The organism is Rothia sp. P100 (assembly GCF_023712425.1).
GTDB lineage: Bacteria > Actinomycetota > Actinomycetes > Actinomycetales > Micrococcaceae > Rothia > Rothia endophytica.
This window is the reverse complement of record NZ_JAMAYG010000001.1, coordinates 343,650-364,016: the sequence shown is the minus strand read 5'-3', so window position 1 is coordinate 364,016 and position 20,367 is coordinate 343,650. Positions and strand designations below refer to the sequence as shown.

Annotated in this window: 14 protein-coding genes; 9 read left to right on the top strand and 5 right to left on the bottom strand. The window is 58.5% G+C overall.

Going from position 1 to position 20,367, the window contains the following annotated elements:
- Positions 1–46 precede the first annotated feature (46 nt).
- The 4 genes from hemC to hemL all read left to right on the top strand — a co-directional run bounded on the left by hemC (position 47) and on the right by hemL (position 4,323).
- On the top strand, positions 47–1,066 hold the full coding sequence (gene hemC / locus M3668_RS01680) for a hydroxymethylbilane synthase (RefSeq protein WP_251379099.1): 1,020 nt from the start codon (positions 47–49) through the stop codon (positions 1,064–1,066).
- Between the two features lie 14 nt (positions 1,067–1,080).
- Entirely contained in the window at positions 1,081–1,902 is an 822-nt protein-coding gene (locus tag M3668_RS01675; RefSeq protein ID WP_251379097.1) for a uroporphyrinogen-III synthase, read from the top strand.
- Positions 1,903–1,917: 15 nt separating this feature from the next.
- The gene (gene hemB, locus M3668_RS01670) at positions 1,918–2,931 is read left to right on the top strand and encodes a porphobilinogen synthase (protein ID WP_251379095.1); all 1,014 of its coding nucleotides are present in this window, start codon (positions 1,918–1,920) and stop codon (positions 2,929–2,931) included.
- Positions 2,932–2,997: 66 nt separating this feature from the next.
- Positions 2,998–4,323 (top strand): glutamate-1-semialdehyde 2,1-aminomutase, encoded by a 1,326-nt coding sequence (hemL, locus tag M3668_RS01665; RefSeq protein WP_251379094.1) that lies wholly within the window; start codon positions 2,998–3,000, stop codon positions 4,321–4,323.
- A 256-nt stretch (positions 4,324–4,579) separates the two neighbouring features.
- Here hemL and M3668_RS01660 read toward each other — a convergent pair whose 3' ends face one another.
- Both M3668_RS01660 and M3668_RS01655 read right to left on the bottom strand, forming a co-directional pair.
- Positions 4,580–5,911 (bottom strand): threonine/serine exporter family protein, encoded by a 1,332-nt coding sequence (locus tag M3668_RS01660; RefSeq protein ID WP_251379093.1) that lies wholly within the window; start codon positions 5,909–5,911, stop codon positions 4,580–4,582.
- 40 nt (positions 5,912–5,951) lie between these two features.
- Positions 5,952–6,641 (bottom strand): 3'-5' exonuclease, encoded by a 690-nt coding sequence (locus M3668_RS01655; protein ID WP_251379091.1) that lies wholly within the window; start codon positions 6,639–6,641, stop codon positions 5,952–5,954.
- Positions 6,642–6,761: 120 nt separating this feature from the next.
- On the opposite strand from M3668_RS01655, the gene M3668_RS01650 reads away from it, so the two are divergent.
- Both M3668_RS01650 and M3668_RS01645 read left to right on the top strand, forming a co-directional pair.
- Positions 6,762–10,259 (top strand): UrvD/REP family ATP-dependent DNA helicase, encoded by a 3,498-nt coding sequence (locus M3668_RS01650; RefSeq protein WP_251379090.1) that lies wholly within the window; start codon positions 6,762–6,764, stop codon positions 10,257–10,259.
- An 8-nt stretch (positions 10,260–10,267) separates the two neighbouring features.
- Positions 10,268–13,981: an ATP-dependent helicase gene (locus M3668_RS01645; RefSeq protein ID WP_251379089.1), complete on the top strand. Its 3,714-nt coding sequence runs from the start codon at positions 10,268–10,270 to the stop codon at positions 13,979–13,981.
- Between the two features lie 10 nt (positions 13,982–13,991).
- On the opposite strand, the gene M3668_RS01640 is transcribed toward M3668_RS01645, so the two are convergent.
- From M3668_RS01640 to M3668_RS01630, 3 genes are all read right to left on the bottom strand, one after another.
- Positions 13,992–14,888, bottom strand: coding sequence for a DMT family transporter (locus M3668_RS01640; RefSeq protein WP_251379088.1), 897 nt, complete (start codon positions 14,886–14,888; stop codon positions 13,992–13,994).
- Positions 14,885–15,472 (bottom strand): TetR/AcrR family transcriptional regulator, encoded by a 588-nt coding sequence (locus M3668_RS01635; protein WP_251379087.1) that lies wholly within the window; start codon positions 15,470–15,472, stop codon positions 14,885–14,887. Before M3668_RS01635 ends, M3668_RS01640 begins: the two co-directional genes overlap by 4 nt.
- A 153-nt stretch (positions 15,473–15,625) precedes the next feature.
- The gene (locus M3668_RS01630) at positions 15,626–16,618 is read right to left on the bottom strand and encodes a phosphotransferase (RefSeq protein WP_251379086.1); all 993 of its coding nucleotides are present in this window, start codon (positions 16,616–16,618) and stop codon (positions 15,626–15,628) included.
- A 37-nt stretch (positions 16,619–16,655) separates the two neighbouring features.
- Between M3668_RS01630 and nudC the strand changes: the two genes are divergently transcribed.
- From nudC to M3668_RS01615, 3 genes are all read left to right on the top strand, one after another.
- Positions 16,656–17,813 carry an NAD(+) diphosphatase gene (gene nudC / locus M3668_RS01625; RefSeq protein WP_251379085.1) on the top strand — a complete coding sequence of 386 codons (1,158 nt, stop codon included), beginning with the start codon at positions 16,656–16,658 and terminating at the stop codon, positions 17,811–17,813.
- An 84-nt stretch (positions 17,814–17,897) separates the two neighbouring features.
- Positions 17,898–19,685 carry an ATP-dependent helicase gene (locus M3668_RS01620; protein WP_251379679.1) on the top strand — a complete coding sequence of 596 codons (1,788 nt, stop codon included), beginning with the start codon at positions 17,898–17,900 and terminating at the stop codon, positions 19,683–19,685.
- Positions 19,685–20,248 (top strand): M48 metallopeptidase family protein, encoded by a 564-nt coding sequence (locus tag M3668_RS01615; protein WP_251379084.1) that lies wholly within the window; start codon positions 19,685–19,687, stop codon positions 20,246–20,248. The genes M3668_RS01620 and M3668_RS01615 overlap by 1 nt, the downstream gene beginning before the upstream one ends.
- The last annotated feature ends 119 nt before the right edge of the window (positions 20,249–20,367 follow it).

Genomic DNA, 20,367 nt, shown 5'->3' with positions numbered 1-20,367 from the left:
CCCCCTTGCCGGGCGCACTGACGCTTAAACCTAAGGACGAAGGTACATGGTAGCGAAAGCACCTTACACTGTTGGCACCCGCGGCTCAGCTCTGGCGATGACGCAGAGCAAAATGGCGGCAGATTCCGTGGCAGAAGCCGGCGGTTTTGAGTTGGGTATGGTCACCGTTAAAACCGAAGGCGATGTACTCACCGGGCCGCTGTCGCAGATGGGAGGCACCGGAGTCTTCGCTGCCACCTTGCGTACCCGCCTATTGGAAGGAGTCGTGGATCTAGCAGTCCACTCCCTCAAGGACCTACCCAGTGCGCCCTGTCCGGGATTGGTTATTGGAGCTACCCCTGAGCGTGAAGACCCTCGTGATGCCCTCTGTGCCCGTGACGGTCTGACTCTCGACACCCTGCCGCTCGGTGCCCGCGTGGGCACCGGTTCACCGCGCCGTGCCGCCCAGCTCTTGGCCCTGCGCCCTGATCTAACCATCGTTGATATTCGCGGTAATGTGGGCACCCGCCTGGCACGTGTGACCGGTAACGAAGCCTACGGGGTTGGTGGTGCCGGCCTGCACGGTGAGAAGAAACTGGGTGCGATTACGGGCGACTGCGATGCGGTTATCCTGGCAGCTTCGGGGCTTAAGCGCCTGAGTCTAGAAGAAACCATCACCGAGTACCTGCCTACTGATCGGGTAGTTCCTGCCCCGGGTCAGGGCTCGCTGGCCCTTGAAGTTCGTGAAGGTGAACTGGGCGGTGAGCCTACACCTCTGGGTGCGGCCGTCACAGCAGTGGATCACCTACCAACCCGCCTGGCGGTCACCGCTGAACGCGCTCTACTGCGCCGTCTTGAAGCAGGTTGTGCCGCCCCCATTGGTGCCTACGCCTATATCAAGGATGACCAGCTCACCCTTGATATCTGTGTGGCAGCTACCAACGGTTCAGAGACCCTGCGTCAGAGTCTCACCACCGACCAGCTCACCCTTGAAGCGGCGGCTGCGTTGGGCGTCCGCGCCGCTGAGCAGCTTTTGGAGCAAGGAGCAGCCAGCCTGGCCGGGCTCGAAACTGCTTTTGGGAACTAGGTAGAGTAAAGACTATGACGCACCTTCTTTTCACCCGCTTTCCCCGCAAGGCCGGAAGCTTCGTTAAAGAACTTCAGGAAATATTGCCCGGCACTACTGTCGCTTGCGCTCCGGTGCTTGAAGCGGTCGCGGTAACCCCCGAAGACTGGGACGCCACCGCCTTCTCGCTGATTCGTGGTGAATACAGCTGGGTCACCTTCACTTCAGTCAACGGGGTTCTTGCTTTTGACGCTCTGGCTAAAGAGTTGGGGCAGAGCACCGTTGAATTGCTGGGCGCTGCTCAGGTCGCCGCCGTGGGCACCGCCACCGGCAAGGCGTTAGAAGCCTTGGGTGTACTGGTCGATTTTGTGCCAGTAGAGCAGTCTGCGGCGGGCATGGTGGCCGAGTGGCCCCTGGACGAAGAATGGGAAGACCCTACCGAAGTAACCGTGTTGCTGGTGCAGGGGCTAACCGCCTCACCCACCCTAGAAGCAGGTCTCACCGACTATGGCTACACCGCCCTAACCCTGGGCGTCTATGACATGCAGACCTACCCGGCGCACCAGCCCCTGGTGGAGCGCACAGAAGAGGACGCTGCGGCTCTTGACCTGGATGCCGCCCGGGACGCTTTGGCCTCGGCTGATGTCCTGGTAGCTACCTCACCGCTGATTCTTTCTACCTTGGCTGAAGGCTATTCGGGGCAGCTGCCACCCACTGTCACTATTGGGGCAGCTACCGGAGCTGCTGCCCGGGAGATGCCTACCAGCGTCCGGCCCGCAAAAATTTCTGCAGCAACCACCCCGGCCCCGGCTGACCTGGCCGCCGCGGTAGCTGACCTTCTCCACTCCTCAGAATGACCTAAAGGACCACCAATGTTCTCAAAACCGACTCTTGACGTGCCCGTGCGCCCCCGCCGCCTACGCACCAGCGGCCCCATGCGAGCGCTGACCGCTGAGACCCGCCTGGCACCTGCCAACCTGATTCAGGTGCTCTTTGTGCGCGACGGCATCGACTCGCCCGTAGAAATTGCTTCCATGCCCGGCCAGTACCAGCACACCCTAGATTCTGTTCTGCCGGAGGTTCAAAAAGCCATTGACGCCGGCGTTGCTGCTATTGACCTTTTCGGTGTGCCCAAGGACGAAGACAAGGACGCCGCCGGCTCAGTGGCCTGGGCAGAGGACGGGATTCTCAACCGCGCCATTGCTACCATCCGCCAGGAATTTGGTGAGCAGATCGTCATCATTGCTGATACCTGCCTGGATGAGTTCACCGACCACGGCCACTGTGGCCCGCTATCAACCGATGATTTCGGTGTGGTCTCTGTCGATAATGACGCCGCGGTGGAAACATATTGCAAGATGGCTATCTCCCAGGCAAAAGCCGGTGCTCACACCGTCAGCCCCTCGGGCATGATGGATGGCCAGATCGCTGCCATGCGGGCGGCACTGGATGATGCCGGGTACAGCCATGTTTCTATCCTTGCCTACTCTGCCAAGTACGCTTCAGCTTTCTTTGGCCCGTTCCGCGATGCCGTGGGGTCAACCTTCACCGGTGACCGTAAAACCTATCAGCAGGACCCCGCCAATCGCCGTGAATCTCTCTATGAGGCTGCTCTTGATATTGAAGAGGGCGCAGATATGGTCATGGTCAAACCTGCCACTGCCTACCTGGATATTATCCGCGAGATTACCGATTTTTCACCTGTTCCGGTTGCCGCTTACCACGTCAGTGGCGAGTACGCCATGATCGAGGCAGCTGCAGCTCAGGGCTGGATTAACCGTAAGGCAGTTGCCCTTGAAGCGCTGACCGGCATCCACCGCGCCGGTGCAACCATGATTTTGACTTACTACGCCACCGAAGCTGCCGGCTGGCTCAACCAGCGCTAACCTCTCATTTTCTCTTGACCTCTGGGCAGGTATATCACCTGCTGTACCACTGAAAGGTTCCCTACCATGACTGTTTCAGAAGATCTCTTCGCCCGCTCCGCCAAGGTTATTCCTGGCGGCGTTAACTCCCCGGTACGTGCCTTCAACTCTGTGGGCGGCACCCCCGCCTTCATGGTGGAAGCCCAAGGCCCCTACCTAACCGATGCAGACGGTCGCAGCTACGTTGACCTGGTCTGCTCCTGGGGCCCGGCACTCCTGGGCCACAAGCACCCCGGCGTGATTGAGGCTGTACACGCTGCCGTTGAACACGGGCTCTCCTTTGGCGCCTCCACTGTTGCTGAAACCGAACTGGCTGAACTGGTAGTGGACCGTATCAATGCCGCTATTCCTGGAGCCATCGACCAGATCCGTATGGTCTCTACCGGTACCGAGGCAACCATGACCGCCATTCGCCTAGCACGCGGTTACACCGGCCGCGACAAGGTCATTAAGTTCGCAGGCTGCTACCATGGCCACGTGGATGCCCTGCTCTCTGAGGCTGGCTCGGGTGTTGCCACTCTCTCCCTGCCCGGTTCTGCGGGGGTCACCGCAGCTACGGCGGCCGAGACCATCGTCCTGCCCTACAACGATGAGGACGCTGTACGCGCGGCTTTCGCAGCCCACCCCGGTGAGATTGCAGCTATCATCACCGAGGCTGCTCCCTGCAACATGGGTGTGGTTCCTCCTGCTCCCGGGTTCAATAAATTCCTGAGCCAGGTCACCAAGGAGAACGGAGCCCTTTTTATCTTTGATGAGGTGCTGACCGGTTTCCGTGTTTCATCTGCCGGTTACTGGGGCTTCGCTGCCCCAGAGGATGACAGCTGGGTCCCCGACCTCTTCACCTTCGGCAAGGTCATTGGCGGCGGTATGCCGATGGCTGCTCTGGGCGGCAAGCGTCAGGTCATGGAGTACCTGGCACCCACCGGCCCCGTCTACCAGGCGGGCACCCTATCGGGTAACCCCATCGCTATGGCAGCTGGTCTGGCAACCCTCAAGGCAGCGGACGCCAGTGTCTATCGAGCTATCGACCAGCGTTCAGCCCAGTTGCAGGCCGAGCTGAAGAGCGCCTTTGATGCAGCGGGCGTGGATCATTCCATCCAGACTGCTGGCAACCTCTTCTCGGTTGCTTTCGGAACTAGCCAGGCGGGGGTACATAACTACGCTGATATTAAGGCGTCGCAGACCTTCCGCTACAACGCCTTCTTCCACTCCATGCTGAACTCCGGTGTCTACCTGCCGCCCAGTGCTTTTGAAGCGTGGTTCCTCTCGGCTTCCCACGATGACGCCGCTATGGACCTCATCTTCTCGGCCCTGCCGGACGCCGCGCAGGCAGCAGCTGCAGCTACCGCCTAAAAGGGAGAGGCTTAGCGCCTTTTAACTTCACATCACAGTAGACGCACTTGCTTCTTGATCAGCTCAATCGTTGGCAGGAAGTAGGTGCGGCTGTTTTTTATCATCACTATCTCTGTAAGATAGTGAGTGGAAGATTACACGGTTTTAGAAAAACGTGGGTCCATTTGATGCAATTTATCGGTCTGATGCTGCCGGGGCACATCGAAAGACCCCGGGGTTTTGTTTGGTCTCCAACAGTCCTTAGGGAGTTGGGAGCCTAACGGGTGTGGCCGGTCGGCAGGCTGGCGACGTCCTGGGTGTCGCGGTCGTAACGCCAATCGGGGTCCATGAGTAGACGTGAGAAAGCCAGCCCCATACCTAGCGCCATAAAGATGAAGAGCACCTGTACAAAGCTCTCCAGCGCCGCAGCGATGTTCCCGTTGGAAAAATGTGCCATGGACATATAGAAACTGACACCCGGGACCATGGTCACAACCGCCGGCACCGAGAGAGAGACGCGGGAGACGCGGCGTCCAAAAGCGGGGGCAAGAATCTCAGACAGCACCCCGGCAGCAAAAACAGCGGTTGCAACCGCCAGATGGGGTACCCACCCCGTCTCCATCCACCAGATACGAGCCGGGTTCACACCGGCGGCAATCACCCCGGCCCAGAAGCAGGCAAGAGGGGAGGCAGAGAAAAGCATGGCGAAGCCGAAAGCTGCTATGAAGGACGCCACCACCTGCGCTAGTACCAGTAACCAGGTAGCAAGATGAGGTGCCGCTGCCTGCTCTAAGGGCAAGTCAAAGGCCGTGGACACCAGCCAGACAGCGCAGGAGGCGGACACCAACAGCAGCATAACGTAGGTCAGCCGGTTGATACCGGCGGCAAAGTCCATGCGGAAAAGATCTAAGAGCCCGGTCACCAGAGGAAAGCCGGGCACCAGGTAGAGCACCGACGATATAAAGCCCACCAGGTGGTTATCGCCAATGAGCCCAGGGGCAATAAGAACGCTCATAGCACCAACATAAAGGCCCGCTGACAATAGGCCGCAAAGTAACCAGATTGCTGCATGGTTCATCCCCTTGTGCGCGAGCGTGGAGCGTAGTAGCTGGCCAGTGAAGGCAGCGAGCAATACTACAGTGCACTCGATGATGCCGCCCCTGTTGAGGAAGGCAAAGCCTGCGCAGGCAAAAGCAGCTGCTAGGGCTAGGAGCCAGGGAGGGTAGAGGGGCTTTTCAGCGCCGATGCGATCCAGGGTAGCGCTGGCCTGTACCGGGCTGATGTGCTCGGGTAGGGAGGAAACAAAGTCGCCCAGCACATCAATTTTGAAGGCGTTAATACCTTTGATACGAGTCTCGGCAACCTCGGTGCGAAAGTTGTTCCCCGAATAAGAGGTCGTAGAGATCTCGGTAAAGCTAATCTGGGCGTGGTGCTCATCCAGCCCCACTGCTCTTGCAAGGCGTGACATGGAGGACTTAACCCTGTAGGCAGAGGCCCCAGACTGTATGAGCAACAGGCCAAGTTTCATCACTACTGCTGATTGGTCCATCAGCAGGCGGTGCTCGCTGGGGTTTGAACCCCTGTAGGCGGCGCTGATGGTGTCGTTCATGGTGCCCTCACAGGTCTAAGAAAGGTATGCGGCTTTAATCCTACTCGCCCGTACGCACCGGCCATTCACCATTAATGTCAGCCTGTTTGCCAATGCGGTCAAAGTATTCCTGTAGCTCTTTGGCCTGCTCAGCAGCCCAGGTAATTTGGGCTTTGTGCAGGTCAGCAGCAGGTTGCTCAATCTCGTCGTATTCCAGGCTCATGGCGGTCAGCAGGCGCTCGGCTGCCAGAGCGTCGTCCTTCGAAGTGTGAGCGTTTTCAAGTTCTACGCCATATTCGCCGGCAAGAACTTCTAGGGTGCGTTTGCCCTTTTTGAACTTGTGCACGTGCTTGTTAATAACAAGAGGATCAAGCACGGGGTGGCAGGTGAGCGGCGGGTAACCGTAGCGGGCCAGCTCGTGGTGCATGACAGAGAAATCGTAGGCAGCGTTGAAAGCAATCACGGGCACCCCGTCCGCGAAGAGACCTCCCAGCGCCATCGCTACCTCGTAGGCAACCTTGGCTGCAGGCTGACCATGCTCACGAGCGTACTCGGTGGTGATGCCGTGCACTGCGGCTGCTTGGGCAGGGATTTCAATACCGGGATCAGCCAACCATTCACCGGCGCGCAGTACCTGCCCGTCGGCGTCCACCAAGACTAGGGATGCCGTGACAATGCGAGCTGTAGCGGGATCAACGCCGGTGGTTTCGAGGTCGAAAGTGGCGCGGGGCAGGTCTGTCCATGAAGTCATACCTCGATAGTAGCCTTTGGCAGCAGATGATAAAAAATATTTTTTGCGCTTTAGTGCACAATGCTTAAAGTGTCAGTCCCTTGTGATGGAATGATGGGGTAGAGCCAAAGGAGAGCACCGATGACCGCTGAACACCTTCATGGAGCAAAACAGCCTGCCCGTCTTCTCTTGGGTGCGCCGGGCACGGGTAAAACCGAGCGTCTGCTGCGTGCAGCCCAGGAGTTTTTGGACAGCGGCGCTGACCCTGCTCGCCTGCTGGTGCTGACCCCTTCGAGGGTCTCTGCCACTCGCTTCCGCGAGGAGCTTTCATCACGTATCTCCGCTACCGTTTCTACCGCTCCGGTGCGTGCCTGGCAGGCCTACGCTTTTGACCTGTTGCGCCGGGCGCATGTGGGTGGCTACCTACCGGGGGTCGAATTTTCCCCCAAACTATTGAGCGGTCCCGAGCAGGATGTTCTGATTAGAGAACTTCTGGAAGGGCACCGTCAGGGGCATGGTGCTAGCCTGACTTGGCCCCAGGACCTGCGTGAGGCGCTGGGCACCAAGGGTTTTAGGCACGAGGTGCGAGATTTCTTTGACCGCCTGGCAGAACATGACCTTTCAGCTGCTGCGGTGCAGGAGCTGGGGCAGCAGACAGGGCGCGCCGAATGGGTGGCGGTGGGCAAGCTCTATGCCGAGTACCGGCAGATTCGTGCCCTGCGAGCACCCCAGGCATTTGACGCCGCTGCCCTTATTCATGAGGCGGTTAAGGTTCTGCTGGCTCATCCTGAGTTTTTGGCGGCCGAACGGTCTCGGTTTGATGTGGTGCTGGTGGATGATGTCCAGGAGCTAACTCCCTCTATTTACCGACTGCTCTCTGCACTGGTGGGTAGGTCGTTGGATGATCTGTTAAGTCATAGCCGCAGTTCGTTGCAGGGGATGGACGAACAAACCGCAGAGCACCTTGCCTTAGCTTTTGGTGCCGCACCCCGTGTGATGTTGGCCTGTTGCACAGATACCGTGGTGCAGGGCTTCCGCGGCGCGGTACCCCAGCTAGCGTCCGGGCTGACTGCCATGATGGGGGAGCTGGTTCAAGAGCAACTAACAGTCTCTTACCGAATGCCAGAGGCCGTAGCCAGCAGTTGGGCTGCCGTAGTCAGCCGCCTGCCTGCCGTCCCCGGTGCGGTGCACCCGCGTCAGCTTTCATTTACTTCACGGCAAATTGAAGGTGATCAAGCTTTGCTTCATCTGGGGGACGACGGAGCCCTGCTTGACCCTGAAAAAGCGGCAGATCCTCATCCCGCGGTCTTGGGGCTGACCGTCGAAAGTGCCCAGCACGAGAGCCGCCTGCTGGGGCAGATGATTTTAGAGGACCACCTCTACCGGGGCAGGTCCTACCGGCGCTCTGCCATTATTGTGCGCAACGGTTCGGATGTCACCCGGATTAAGAGAGCGCTTACCGGGTTGGGTGTCCCCGTGCAAACAGCAGCTGCTATTACCCCGGTGCGCGATGAACCAGCAGCTCGCCCCTTCCTCGATGCCCTGGGGCTCCTGCTTCATACCAGGTCGCTAGGAGAAGCCCCTGAGACTGTCCCCACAGAGAATCAAGCGTCGACTGAAGGTCGGAACCAACTTACCCAAACGGGGGAGGTCTCACCCTTCATCCCGGCGCCGGGTTCTGCTTGGGGTCTTGGAGTTGATACAGCGCTGTCTCTACTTACTTCCCGTCTGGGTGGAGCCAGCACCGCTGAAATTCGCCGTCTGCGTCAGCATCTACGTGCCGCTGATCTGCGAGCAGGGAGGGGGCGTAACAGCGATGAGCTTTTGGTTGAAGCCCTGATTCACCCCGAGCTGCTACCCACCAGCGGGGCGGGTAGGGCCGCTAGCAGACTGGCATCTGTCCTCAAAGCAGGCAATATCGCACTGGATCAACCGGGTGCGACCGCTGAAACAGTGCTTTGGGCGCTCTGGGAGGCGTCCGGTCTAGCCGCTGAATGGAAGAAACTAGCCGCTGGTACCGGAACAGCTGCAGATCGTGCTAACCGTGATATTGACGCTATGATTGGGCTCTTTGAGACCGCAGAACGCTACACCGACCAGATGCCCGGTGCCACTGCCGAGCAGTTCCTCACCTACATTGATGCCCAGGACCTGCCCATGGATACTTTGGCAGAACGTACTGGCAACCGAGATGCGGTAGAAATTATGACCCCAGCCTTGGCCGCCGGTAGGCAGTGGGAGACAGTCTATATCGCTGGCTTGCAAGAAGGCACGTGGCCTAACACCACCGTGCGTGGTTCTCTGCTAGGAACCCAAGATCTGGTTGATCTGGCGACCGGTGCTACACCTGGTTCCGGGCGGCTCCTAGAACGTCTCAAAGAAACCCGCTTTGATGAGTTCCGTATGTTTTCCACCGCCGTCTCCCGTGCCAGCTACCGCGTGGTCTGCACGGCGGTCTCGTCCGCCGACGAGGCAGCCAGCGAACTGCTCGATATCTTCGCCCCGGCCCCCGGCGGCGAACGGTCTAACAGCGAGGTGCGCCGGCCAATGACCCTGCGCTCACTTATTGCGGAGTTGCGTCAGTGGGCTGAAAGCCAGCACATCTCGCCCAGCAAGGCAGATGCCGCGGCCCGTTTGCTCAACCGCCTGAGTAACACAGAGAACACCGCTGGTCTGGGGTTACCCGGCGTAAACCCTGCTCATTGGTGGGGCCTTTTACCGCTATCGTCTTCAACCCCTGCCTTCGAGGGGGATGGACCGGTGCCGATTTCGCCGTCCCAACTAGAGAAGATCCACCGCTCACCTCTAGACTGGTTCGTCTCAGCCTCTAAAGCTGAAGCTGCTACAGACGCATCACGTTCCTTAGGCACACTTATTCACTCTATTTGTGAGGACTTCCCGGATGCCCCTGGCCACCAGTTGCGAGAGGAGCTTCACCGACGGCTCCCCACCCTGGGGTTACCAGACACCTGGGAGAGCCGCAAGACCATCGAACGGGCTGAGCAGATGGTCTCAAAGTTCGCCAGTTACGTGGCTGAACTGCCCGGTAAAGGACGCGAGCTCGTGGGAGTTGAAGGTTCCTTTACGGTGTTGGTGCCGGGCCCTGCCCGGGACGCCCTGCTTTCGGGCCGGGTTGACCGCATTGAAAAAGATCAGCTGGGGAGGTTCATCATCATTGACCTCAAAACTGGTAAGTCTAAGCCTTCGAAAGCTGACCTTGAAAAACACCCCCAGCTCGCTGCCTACCAGGTGGCTCTCGAAGCAGGCGCTGGCCAGCTCATGCAAAAAGCCCTCACGCAGGACCAAGCAGAGCAAGAGCATTCTTCCGACCAGCGTCCTGACGGCTCTGCTAGCCGAGAAACCCTGGAATTCACCGGTCTACGCGAGCTCTCAGGCGGAGCCCTGCTGCTACAGATTGGCGACAGCACTAAGAGCTACGGTGAACAGGCGCAGGCTCCCCTCGATACTGATAGCGCATGGGCAGTAGAACTCATTAACCGGGCCGCAGAACTCATTGCCGGTGAGCAACTACAAGCTCGTCATGCGGGTGGCGGCGCCTTTGGTATTGGCTGTGCTCTGCCCGATATCTGCCCGCTATGCTCCCGCGGCAGGCAAATAACCGTCCGCTCGGCCCTCTAAGGAACAAGATGATGACTACTTCCCTCCCTGATAGCCAGCACCCCTACCTGACTCCAGAGCAGATTGCTGATGCTCTGGGCCGGCCCCGCCCTACCCCCGAACAGTCTGAGATTATCTCAGCACCCCTCACTCCGCGTCTGGTGGTGGCTGGTGCAGGTTCGGGTAAAACAGCGACCATGGTGGATCGAGTGGTCTGGCTGGTGGCTAATGGACTGGTGCGTGCGGACCAGGTGCTGGGTGTTACCTTCACCCGTAAGGCCGCCGGTGAGCTACGCGAGCGTATGCGCGGGCGTCTAGAAGATTTGCGCCGGCAGAACCTGGTGCGCCAGGTGCCAGGTGCGCAAAACGAACCGGTGGGTGACCCTGTAGTATCGACCTACCATTCCTACGCAAATTCTCTGGTAGCCTCCTACGGTTTGCGCATCGGCATTGAGGATGACGCACAGATGCTAGGTGGCGCTCAGGCCTGGCAGCTGGTAGCGCAGTTGGTAGAGCACTACGATGGAAAGCTACCTGAAAAAGAGGTGGCAAAATCAACCATGGTCAGCTCGGTCTTACAGCTCTCAGGCGAGTGCGCTGAGCATCTGGTGACCCCTCAACAAGTCAGTGACTGGTGCCAGGAGCAAATCCAACGAATTCAAAGGTTAGGCAAGCCCACGGGTAAGGGTGCAACTGCTGAACAGCGCACTCTTGTTCAGGGGCTGGAACTGCGCATTTTCTATGCTGAGCTGGTGAAGCGCTATTCCCAGATCAAACGCAGAATGCAGGTCATGGACTACGGTGATCTTATTGCCTGCGCCGCTCGAATCGCCAAGGAGGTCCCGCTAGCCGCGGCTACAGAGCGGGAACGATTTGCGGTGGTGCTCCTGGACGAATTTCAGGACACCTCCCATGCCCAGATGCAGCTTTTCTCTGATCTGTATGGAGCCAGAAACGGTGCTGCAGAACATCCGGTCATGGCAGTGGGCGACCCCAAACAATCCATCTATGGTTTCCGTGGCGCCTCAGATGGCCAACTCTTTAGCTTCTATGACTTCTTCCCCACCGCTGACCGCACCGCCCGCTATCTGACGGTTGCCTGGCGCAACGACACCGCTATTTTGGCGGCTGCTAACGCCAACGCAGCCCCGCTGGCTCTGCAGCCCGATTGGGTTCGTTCACAGCATTCCATCGAAGTACCCCACTTAGTGCCACGGCCCGATCCGGGTAGTGGCCGGGTTGAAATAGGGGAGTACCTGACCGATCGGGATGAAGCTGAGGTTATCGCTCAAAAAATTGCGCAGCAACGAGAGCCCTTCGCGCACCGTCCCCTAGCCGAGATGCCCACTATGGCCGTACTGTGCAAAAAGAGAGCCCAAATGGAACCTCTGCGGGAGGCCTTCGAGGCAAAGGGCGTGCCCTACCAGGTGGTTGGTTTGGGCGGTTTGCTGGATACCCCTGAGATTGTTGATACGGTCGCGGTCTTGCGGGTGCTCTCAGACCCGGGGCGATCTGACGCGCTGATGAGACTGCTCTCCGGCGCTCGCTGGCGCCTGGGGGTCAGTGATCTGCTGGCCTTCGCCGACTGGGCAGGGGCACTCAAACAGCAACGCGAGTATGAGATTCGTTTTGGTATCACCGGCGAGGCGGCTGCCCTGCGCGTAGAACAAGAAACCCTCGATGAGCTTGATGAGGTACGTTCACGGGGGCTCAGCAGTAGACAGGACATCACCCGAGTTAAAGAAGCCGAGCAAGCCAGGGATAATGAGCGCTACCGCCGTATTCTAGATTCTGCTGCCCCCGATATTTCAGACGGGGCGTCACTGGTTGAGGCTCTTGAAAATCTTCCTCCTGAGGGCTGGGTCAGCGCCCGCACCGGCCGGTCATTGACTCATGCGGCTCGTGGCCGTCTGCAGGCATTAGCAGCAGAAATTAATTACCTACGTCAGTTCACCTCCGATGACCTTTCAACCCTTCTTTATGAAATTGAGCGCACCATGCTGCTGGATATTGAGCTGGCTGCCCGCCCCGGCGTCCGCTCGCACGCAGCCCGGCAGCACCTGGATACTTTCCATGGGGTCGCAGCCACCTACGAGTCCAGCGCCCCGCGCATCAACGCTCTCTTGCTGGCCGCAGCTAATGGTCTTGATGCTGATGAAGCTGAAGAAACCGTGCGTTTTTCGCTGACTGCCACCGGCGCATCAGCTAGCGGTATCAGCGGTTTTTTGGCCTGGCTGGATGCCGCTGCCGCTGAAGAAGGTGGGCTGGATATGGCGGTGGAGGCACCGCGCCATGATGCGGTGCAGTTGCTCACCGTGCATGCTTCTAAGGGTTTAGAGTGGGACCATGTCTATATTCCCGGCGTAGCTGCCGGTGAATTCCCTGATGGTAAGGATGAACGCTGGACTAAGAAGGGGGATACCCTGCCTTGGCCATTGCGCGGGGATGCCAATTATCTGCCGCCCTGGCGCGATAACTTTGAGAACCTTAAGGACTTCGGCGAATTTATGGGCGTTATGAAGGAGCAGGCCGTTGAACACAGGGTAGCCGAGGAACGCAGGCTCGCCTACGTGGGCTTCACCCGGGCGCGGTCTCTGCTGGTGCTGACCAGCTCATCCTGGAAGGGCACCGGGGCTAAACCACGTCAGGTCTCAGACTTCCTGCAAGAGTTACTTGATCTAGGTCAGGACTTGGCGAGTGCCGGTCACCAGAACGCCGCCCAGCTACTAGCGCGCGTTGATGAGGCTCAGCTTGAAGCCGGTAACCCTCAATCAGCCACACTACTCACTGCCCTCTGGCCCTTTGACCCCTTTAACGGGCCAGAAATCCGTAGCTGGTCTTCCTTAGAAGATTTGGAAACTGCCGGGGTAGAAGAAGTCAGCGGCACCAGCACTTCTGACGCTGGGCTGGGCCCAGATGGAGAAGCGGCTCCTCGGCTTACCCCGCGTCAGAGGGTTGAGCGCGCTGCGACTAACGTCTTACAAGGCGGTCTAGAGCCACGAGAGCTATCCGAGGTCACCGCCGATAGCAACGCCCAAGAGACCGCTGATATCGAAGACTGGGAAGAAGAGACAAGGCTGCTGCTTGAACTCTTGCGCGCCCCGGCCGATCAACAGGAGTTTGAGCTACCGCAACACATTTCAGCTTCCCTCTTGGTTCAGCTAGCGCAGAACCCTGAGGTGGTGATCGATAACCTGCAGCGCCCCATGCCCCAGCGCCCCGGCATCGCAGCCCGTCAGGGAACCCTCTTTCATACCTGGGTTGAAGAACACTACGGTCAGAGTGCCATGCTGGATGTGGGGGAGGAAGACTTTGCCGATGATGACACCGCCGAAGAGCTTGATTTGCCCGCCCTGCGCGAGAATTTCCTGGCAAGCCGTTGGGCGGACGAAGTGCCGTGGGCTATAGAGTATCCGCTGGAAACACCGGTCGAGGGTGTGACCGTCCGCGGTCGCGTGGACGCGATCTTCCGCACCATCGATACGGACGGTACTGAAAAGTGGGAGCTGGTGGACTGGAAGACCGGCAGGGTCCCTTCAAAGAAAGAGCTGAAAAGCCGTGCCCTTCAGCTGGGGCTCTACCGCATCGGCTTTGCTCGCTTGCACAAGATTGAGCCAGCGAATATCAGCGCTAGCTTCTTCTACGCTGCTGAGGGCGACGAAGTAAGGATTGAGGAGTTAGCAACCGAAGAGGAAATCGCTGGTGTGTTAAAGAAAGCCCGTCGCCAGGCGGCACAGCTCTAGAGAACAAAATTCAAGGCTGAGCACCGGGTGAAGGCGCCACTGCAGGTAACCTCTGGGGAAAGGCTAGTAGGGCGAGAGCGGCGCACAGTAATACCATACCTGCCCAGCCTACGGCAGAGAGCTCTTCCCCGACGATGGCTACTGCCAGGAGCGTGGCTACCGCAGGTTCAACCAGAGTGATAGTCGTGGCGGTTGAGGGGCTTACCCTAGTAAGCCCACAGCCAAAGAGCAGATAGCCAGCGAACATGGGAATGAGTGCCATATAGCTTGCCACCCAAAAAGCCTGGGGGCTGGCAAGCAGGGGAGCGCCCGTTAGGATCAGTACCGGTAAGAGCAATAGCCCACCGGCACCAAATACAGAGCCCATAGCAGCGGCGCGGCTAATACCTGCCCCCATAAGCCGGTGGGCAACCCAGGAATACACGGCGTAGCTGGTACCAGCCACCAGCCCCAGACCAAGCCCCCACAGGGTACTGAGTAGGTCCTCTGGGGCACTGGTGAGTTTGGCAAGGCAGAGCAGAGCACTACCGCCTAGCCCTAGAAGCAGAGCAAGAACCCAGCGTCGGGATAAGGGATTGTGGCTGATAAAGCGCTCTAAGAGCGCGGACGCTATGGGGGCAGAAGCCAGCGAGACGACGGAGCCAATAGCTACACCTGCATAGTGCATGGAGCTGTAGAAAGCCAGGGGGTAGATAGCCACTGCCAAGGCTCCGGCGGCAATCGGGAGGGTGCGGACGCGCAGAGCAGCTACCTCGGTGCGAAGTGCTGATACCGCAATCAACGCCTGTAAAAGTCCACCTATTCCTAGCGCCGCAGATCCTATTGCAAGCGGTCCGGCTCCCGGGGCAAAGGTGGCTACGGTGCCGGTAGTCCCCCAGAGAAGAGCTGTGATCAGAATGTAGATCACGCTTCTGCCTCCAGAAGCTTGATAGCCTGCTGGCGGGCCTCATCCAAAAGTGCTGGGTCCTCCTCTAGACCCGCACGGGCTATAGCGCCTTCCAAGAGGAAACTGAGCTGGCGGCCTAGCGTCGCCGCACGGTCTTCTAACTGAGGCCGTAGAGCTTTTACCAAGATTGCCTCTACTTCTTCCTTATGGCGGCGTACCGCCTGCCTCCCCGGCGAGCCGGTGGCGAGCTCGGCTGCAGCATTGAGTAGACCGCAACCGCGAAAACCTTGGCTCCACCCGGAAACTGCGTGATCAGCATAAGCGTCAAAGACAGCCAACACTGTGCAAAGTGCCTCTGCCCGGGGTTCCCTGGGCGCCTCGCTATCCGGACGTGTGAGCCTTTCGTTAAAAAGTTGGAGCCACTGTTGGTGGCGCACCTCGATGTAGGCGCTTTCGAGCTCTTCTTTGGAGGAAAAATTATTGTAAAGGCTCTGCTTAGCAACTCCCGCATCAGCGATAATAGCGTCAATGCCGGTGGCGGCAATCCCGCGGGTATAGAAAAGATGCGCGGAGGCATCGAGTATTTTCTGGCGTGCTTTACCCATACCGAAACTCCCAAAATAGACCGTTCTGTCTAATATTTCTTTAGGTGTGACCCCAGAGCAAAAACATTCCATCATGTGAAAAACTGCAGGGTAAAACAAACCCCGCCCCTTTCCGACATGAAAGGGGCGGGGTAAGAGGTGAGAAAGTAATCTTTAGAAGTCGTCCGAGATTTTCTCGGGCAGTTGCTGAACCGGCTGGGGGTCAAGTACCCCCACCTCGCGCAGTTCAGCCTCCAGGCTGCTGAGCATCGAAACCGCCTCTGACACCATCACACGGTCTTCAAGCTCAACCCCACGAATCAGCCACTGAGCTAAGCCAAACTCAGCATAAAGGTTGGCGCGGGATTCTAGGTGCTCGTCGGGTTGCTGAGGCATCTGGTTGCGGTAGAGATCAAAAATGCGATCGCGGAAGTCAGTATCTGAGCAGGCAAAAAGCCAGGAGAAATCTTGGGCAGGGTCACCTACACAGACCTCCGACCAGCCGGTTACCTCAACAATCGTTTTCTTATCAATCACCAGGTTATCTTCGTTGAGATCCCCATGGATGACCCGGGGGCGGAACTGCCAGAGGGAGACATCATTGAGCTGCTTTTCCCAGCGTTCTAACAGACCTGAGGGTACCTTGCCGGTTGCTACGGCGCGGTCCAGTTCAGCGAGACGGCGCTCGCGAATCTGTTCACCGGTATAAACGGGTAAGTCTGCTTCTTCTACGATGGTTTCGGGGAAGACATGCACGGTGGCGATGGCCCCGGCGATAGCTTCTGCAATATCGGTTTTGCCACCGCGGGTGCCGTAGCTAATATCTGCTAACTCATCAATATCGACCGGCGCACCGGGATTATGAGAGTAGATAAAAGTTTGCAGCCCGCCCTGGGGTACCGATCCGACGATGGTGGGTACCAAAAAGGGGAGGCGGGCGCGCAGACCCGGTGAGAAGGATTGAAGGATCATGTGCTCCGCTTCAAGGCGCACGCTAGCTTCTGGATTTTTGGGGGCACGTACGCGCCAACGTTTGTCGGCGGAGTCAATAATGATCGCTGAATCAAAGTCTACGGTGTCATCAGCTGACGGGAGGGCGGCTACAGGGTAGAGCCCTAGCACGCCAGCTGATACGATTGCGGCAAGTTGAAGCGGTGTCGAAGTCACACTTCCAGGGTACAAGAGATAAAGGGGCATAGACCCGATGAATGCCGAAAATATGATGAATCTGTCGCTGACGGGGCATTTTTCGCCCCTGGGTCGCCTACCTTTTGTTCCGCATCGTCTCTCCCAGCAGGGGAGCGTGCGGGATGAACCAGGGTTCTTGGCCGCGGTAGTGGAGCAGTTGGTGGACGGCGGGCTGCCGGCTACTGCGGCTGACTCCGGCAAGCTCTACCCCTGGGAGCACCTGCCACTTTTGCTTGCAGTGGACCGCGACAGGGTGCTGGTGCAAAACAGGGGAGACGGGCAACCTCCCGAACCCCTGGACCTTGCGGCGCACTACGGCCTGCAGGCTGAGCACTGGCATGACTACGCAGCTACCGATAGCCACCACACCGCCTATCTTGTCTTTGCTGGTGTACTGGCTCTAGATGATGGGGATGCCCCGGTCCTTGCGCTGACCGGTGACTTTGAATATTTTTTGGACCTCGGGCACCAACCCCTGAACCTGCAAGGCTTCGATCAGCAGGAACAGTCCGTGGCAGACGTCCTGGCCGCTCAAACCGGCGGGCAGTGGGAGCTGATCCGAGACTATGCCGCCTACGGCTATGAGGGGATCGGCTTGCCTTTTGCCTGGGGCCAGCCTCTGGCAGCTGTTGCTTCCCTGGCCCATTGGCACGGTTCCCACAAGTTTGACCCCGCCACCGGAGAGCCCACCCTTTCCATACGCGCAGGTTGGGCGCGTGTGACCCAGAGCGGCCGGGAACTTTTCCCTCGCACCGACCCTGCTGTCATTACAGCGGTCACCGCTGAGGTGGGAGGAGAGGAAAAAATTCTGCTCGGCCAGGCAAGAGCTTGGGGTGCTGGGCTCTTTTCTACTTTTGCTGGTTTTGTAGAGGGTGGGGAGTCCTTGGAGGATGCGGTGATGAGGGAGGTCTGGGAAGAAAACGGTGGGCGCGTGGTCGGCATGGCTTATCTGGGTTCCCAGCCCTGGCCTTTTCCCCGTTCACTCATGTGTGGTTACATCGCAGTCATTGATAATCCGGAGCAGGTGAAAGCTGACGGCGCCGAAATAGAGACCATCCGGTGGTTCACCCGCCAGGAGCTCATCGCCGCCTACACGCATCAAGAAGTTCAGCTACCTGGCCGAAGCTCGATATCCCGCCGTCTGATTGAACACTGGCTGGGGAAAGCCCTGTAAACGGTAGACTGGTTGACTGCCCCGTCTACCCAAGGAGTCCTCGTGCTAGAAATTGATCGTCTGCGTGCTGAGCCCATTGAGCTAATGCAGCGGAGCGCTGATTCTATCCTTGAGGGCCTTGACCCGGAGCAGCGCCGGGTGGCCACCGAAATATCCGGCCCCATGTGCGTGTTAGCAGGTGCGGGTACTGGTAAGACCCGGGCGATTACCCACCGCATTGCTTACGGCATTGCCATCGGCCGCTACAACCCCCGCAGTGTTCTAGCGCTGACCTTTACTACTCGGGCGGCAGAAGAAATGAAGGTGCGCCTGCGCGCTTTGGGCGCAGTGGGTGTGGTGGCCCGCACCTTCCATTCGGCTGCTCTGGCCCAGCTAAAGTATTTTTGGCCGCAGGCAATTGGCGGCTCAACGCCTGAAATCCTCAAAAATAAAGCCCAGTTCATCATTGAATCTGCTAGGCGCCTGGGCCTGGGCACGGATCGCGCGATAGTGAGAGACTTAGCAGCTGAAATTGAGTGGGCTAAGGTTTCCATGCTGACACCTGACACCCTGATGCCAAACCTCGCTCACCGGGAGTTGCGAGCGGATATTACCCCCATTGATATGGTGCGTCTCTTCCGTACCTATGAGGAGCTCAAAGACGAACGCAACGTCATCGACTTTGAAGATATCCTCTTACTGACCATCGCCATTATTGAAGAGAACCCGCAGATCGCTGCCCAAATTCACCAACAGTACCGGCACTTTGTGGTGGATGAATACCAGGACGTCTCGCCCCTGCAACAACGACTACTGGATGCCTGGCTAGGGCAGCGCGATGATATCTGCGTAGTGGGTGATGCCTCCCAGACGATTTACTCTTTTGCCGGGGCCACCAGCCGCCACCTGCTTGATTTCCCCCGCCGCTTTGAAGGCGCAACGGTAGTCAAATTGATTCGCGCCTACCGCTCAACACCCCAAGTGGTTCAGCTGGCTAACCGTCTGCTGGCAGCGCGCCGGGTGCAGCCTGACTCTACCCGCTTCTCTTGGGCGCCGCCCCTTGAACTCAAGTCCCAACGTCCGGGTGGGCCTGAGGCCGCCTGGTTTGGTTATGCAGATGATGAGCAAGAAGCTGCCGGTATCGCCGAGGACATCAGAGATTATATCGAGAAGGACGGCGTGCCAGCAGCTGAGATCGCTGTGCTTTACCGTACCAATGGACAGTCGGCCGCACTAGAACAAGCCCTGAACGATGCGGGAATTAAATACCAGCTACGCGGGGCTGAAAAATTCTTTGACCGAGCTGAAGTGCGCGCTGCCCTGAGCATGCTGCAAGGAGCTGCCAAGGGCGCGGACTCCGCTGAGAGTGTGCCGGAACTAGTACGAGATAACCTCAAATCACTGGGATGGTCAGAGAAAGCCCCAGAGCGCAGCGGCCAGGTGCGTCAACGGTGGGAATCCTTGGAGACCCTAGTGGCTCTAGCTGACCGTCTCACCCACGAGAGGGAGCAGCAGCGCCAGCAGGCAGCAACAAATGATGCTGCTGAATTGCCCCCCGAACTCACCATTTACGAGTTCGTGGCGGTGCTCTTCCAACGCTCCACCCAGCGAGATGCCCCCTCCATGAACGGGGTAACTCTGGCCTCCCTGCACTCTGCCAAGGGTCTGGAATGGGATGCCGTCTTCCTCTGCGGTCTTAATGAGGGGCTGATGCCCATCTCGTTCGCCAAGACTAGCGACGCGGTCGACGAGGAACGCCGCCTCTTTTACGTAGGTATCACCCGTGCCCGCAAATACTTGACCTTTACCTGGTCGCGCTCGCGCACCCCCGGGGGGCGCAGTGGCCGGCAACGGTCCCGCTTTATTAACGATATTGCCCCCAAGGTAGTCTAATGGCCTCATCAGTCCAGATCATTGAGGCGGGGGAGGGGCGCCCCGAAATTGAGGTGGTGCGTTCAGTGCGGCGTAGGCGCACGGTGCAAGCACAGCCGCTGGATGATGGGCGGATACGACTTTTGGTACCCGCCACGAGTAGCCAGGCCGATGTCAGGGACTATATAGAGAAACTCCTACCCAAGGTTCAAGCGCGCAGAGCCCGCAAGGAAGCTACCCTTCAGCAGGTCACCTCTGATGACTTCTTGAGCGGACGAACCGCTCAGCTTCGCGCTCAATATCTGCCGGAGTGCCCAGAACCTGCGTCCGTGCGTTGGGTAAGTAACCAGAAACAGCAGTGGGGTTCGGCTACCCCCGCCCAGCTCAGTATTCGAATATCCGATGTCTTACAGGGGGCACCCATCTATGCCCTAGACGCTGTACTTTTTCACGAACTCTGCCACCTGCTCGAAGCTAACCACAGCCCCCGCTTTAGGGCGTTAGAAGCTCGCTACCCGCAGCTTGAAAAAGCACGAGCCTTCCTGGAGGGCGTTACTTTCGGCCAGCGGGGTAAGGCTAGTTAGGTAAAAGGCGCACAGAGCCTCTGTCCGATAGCACCTTGAACCGTTGGTTATCGAACAGAGGCTCCTTATTTACCCGTCATATGACGCTTTCCAGTAAGGGCTAATCTTGGCCGGAGCTA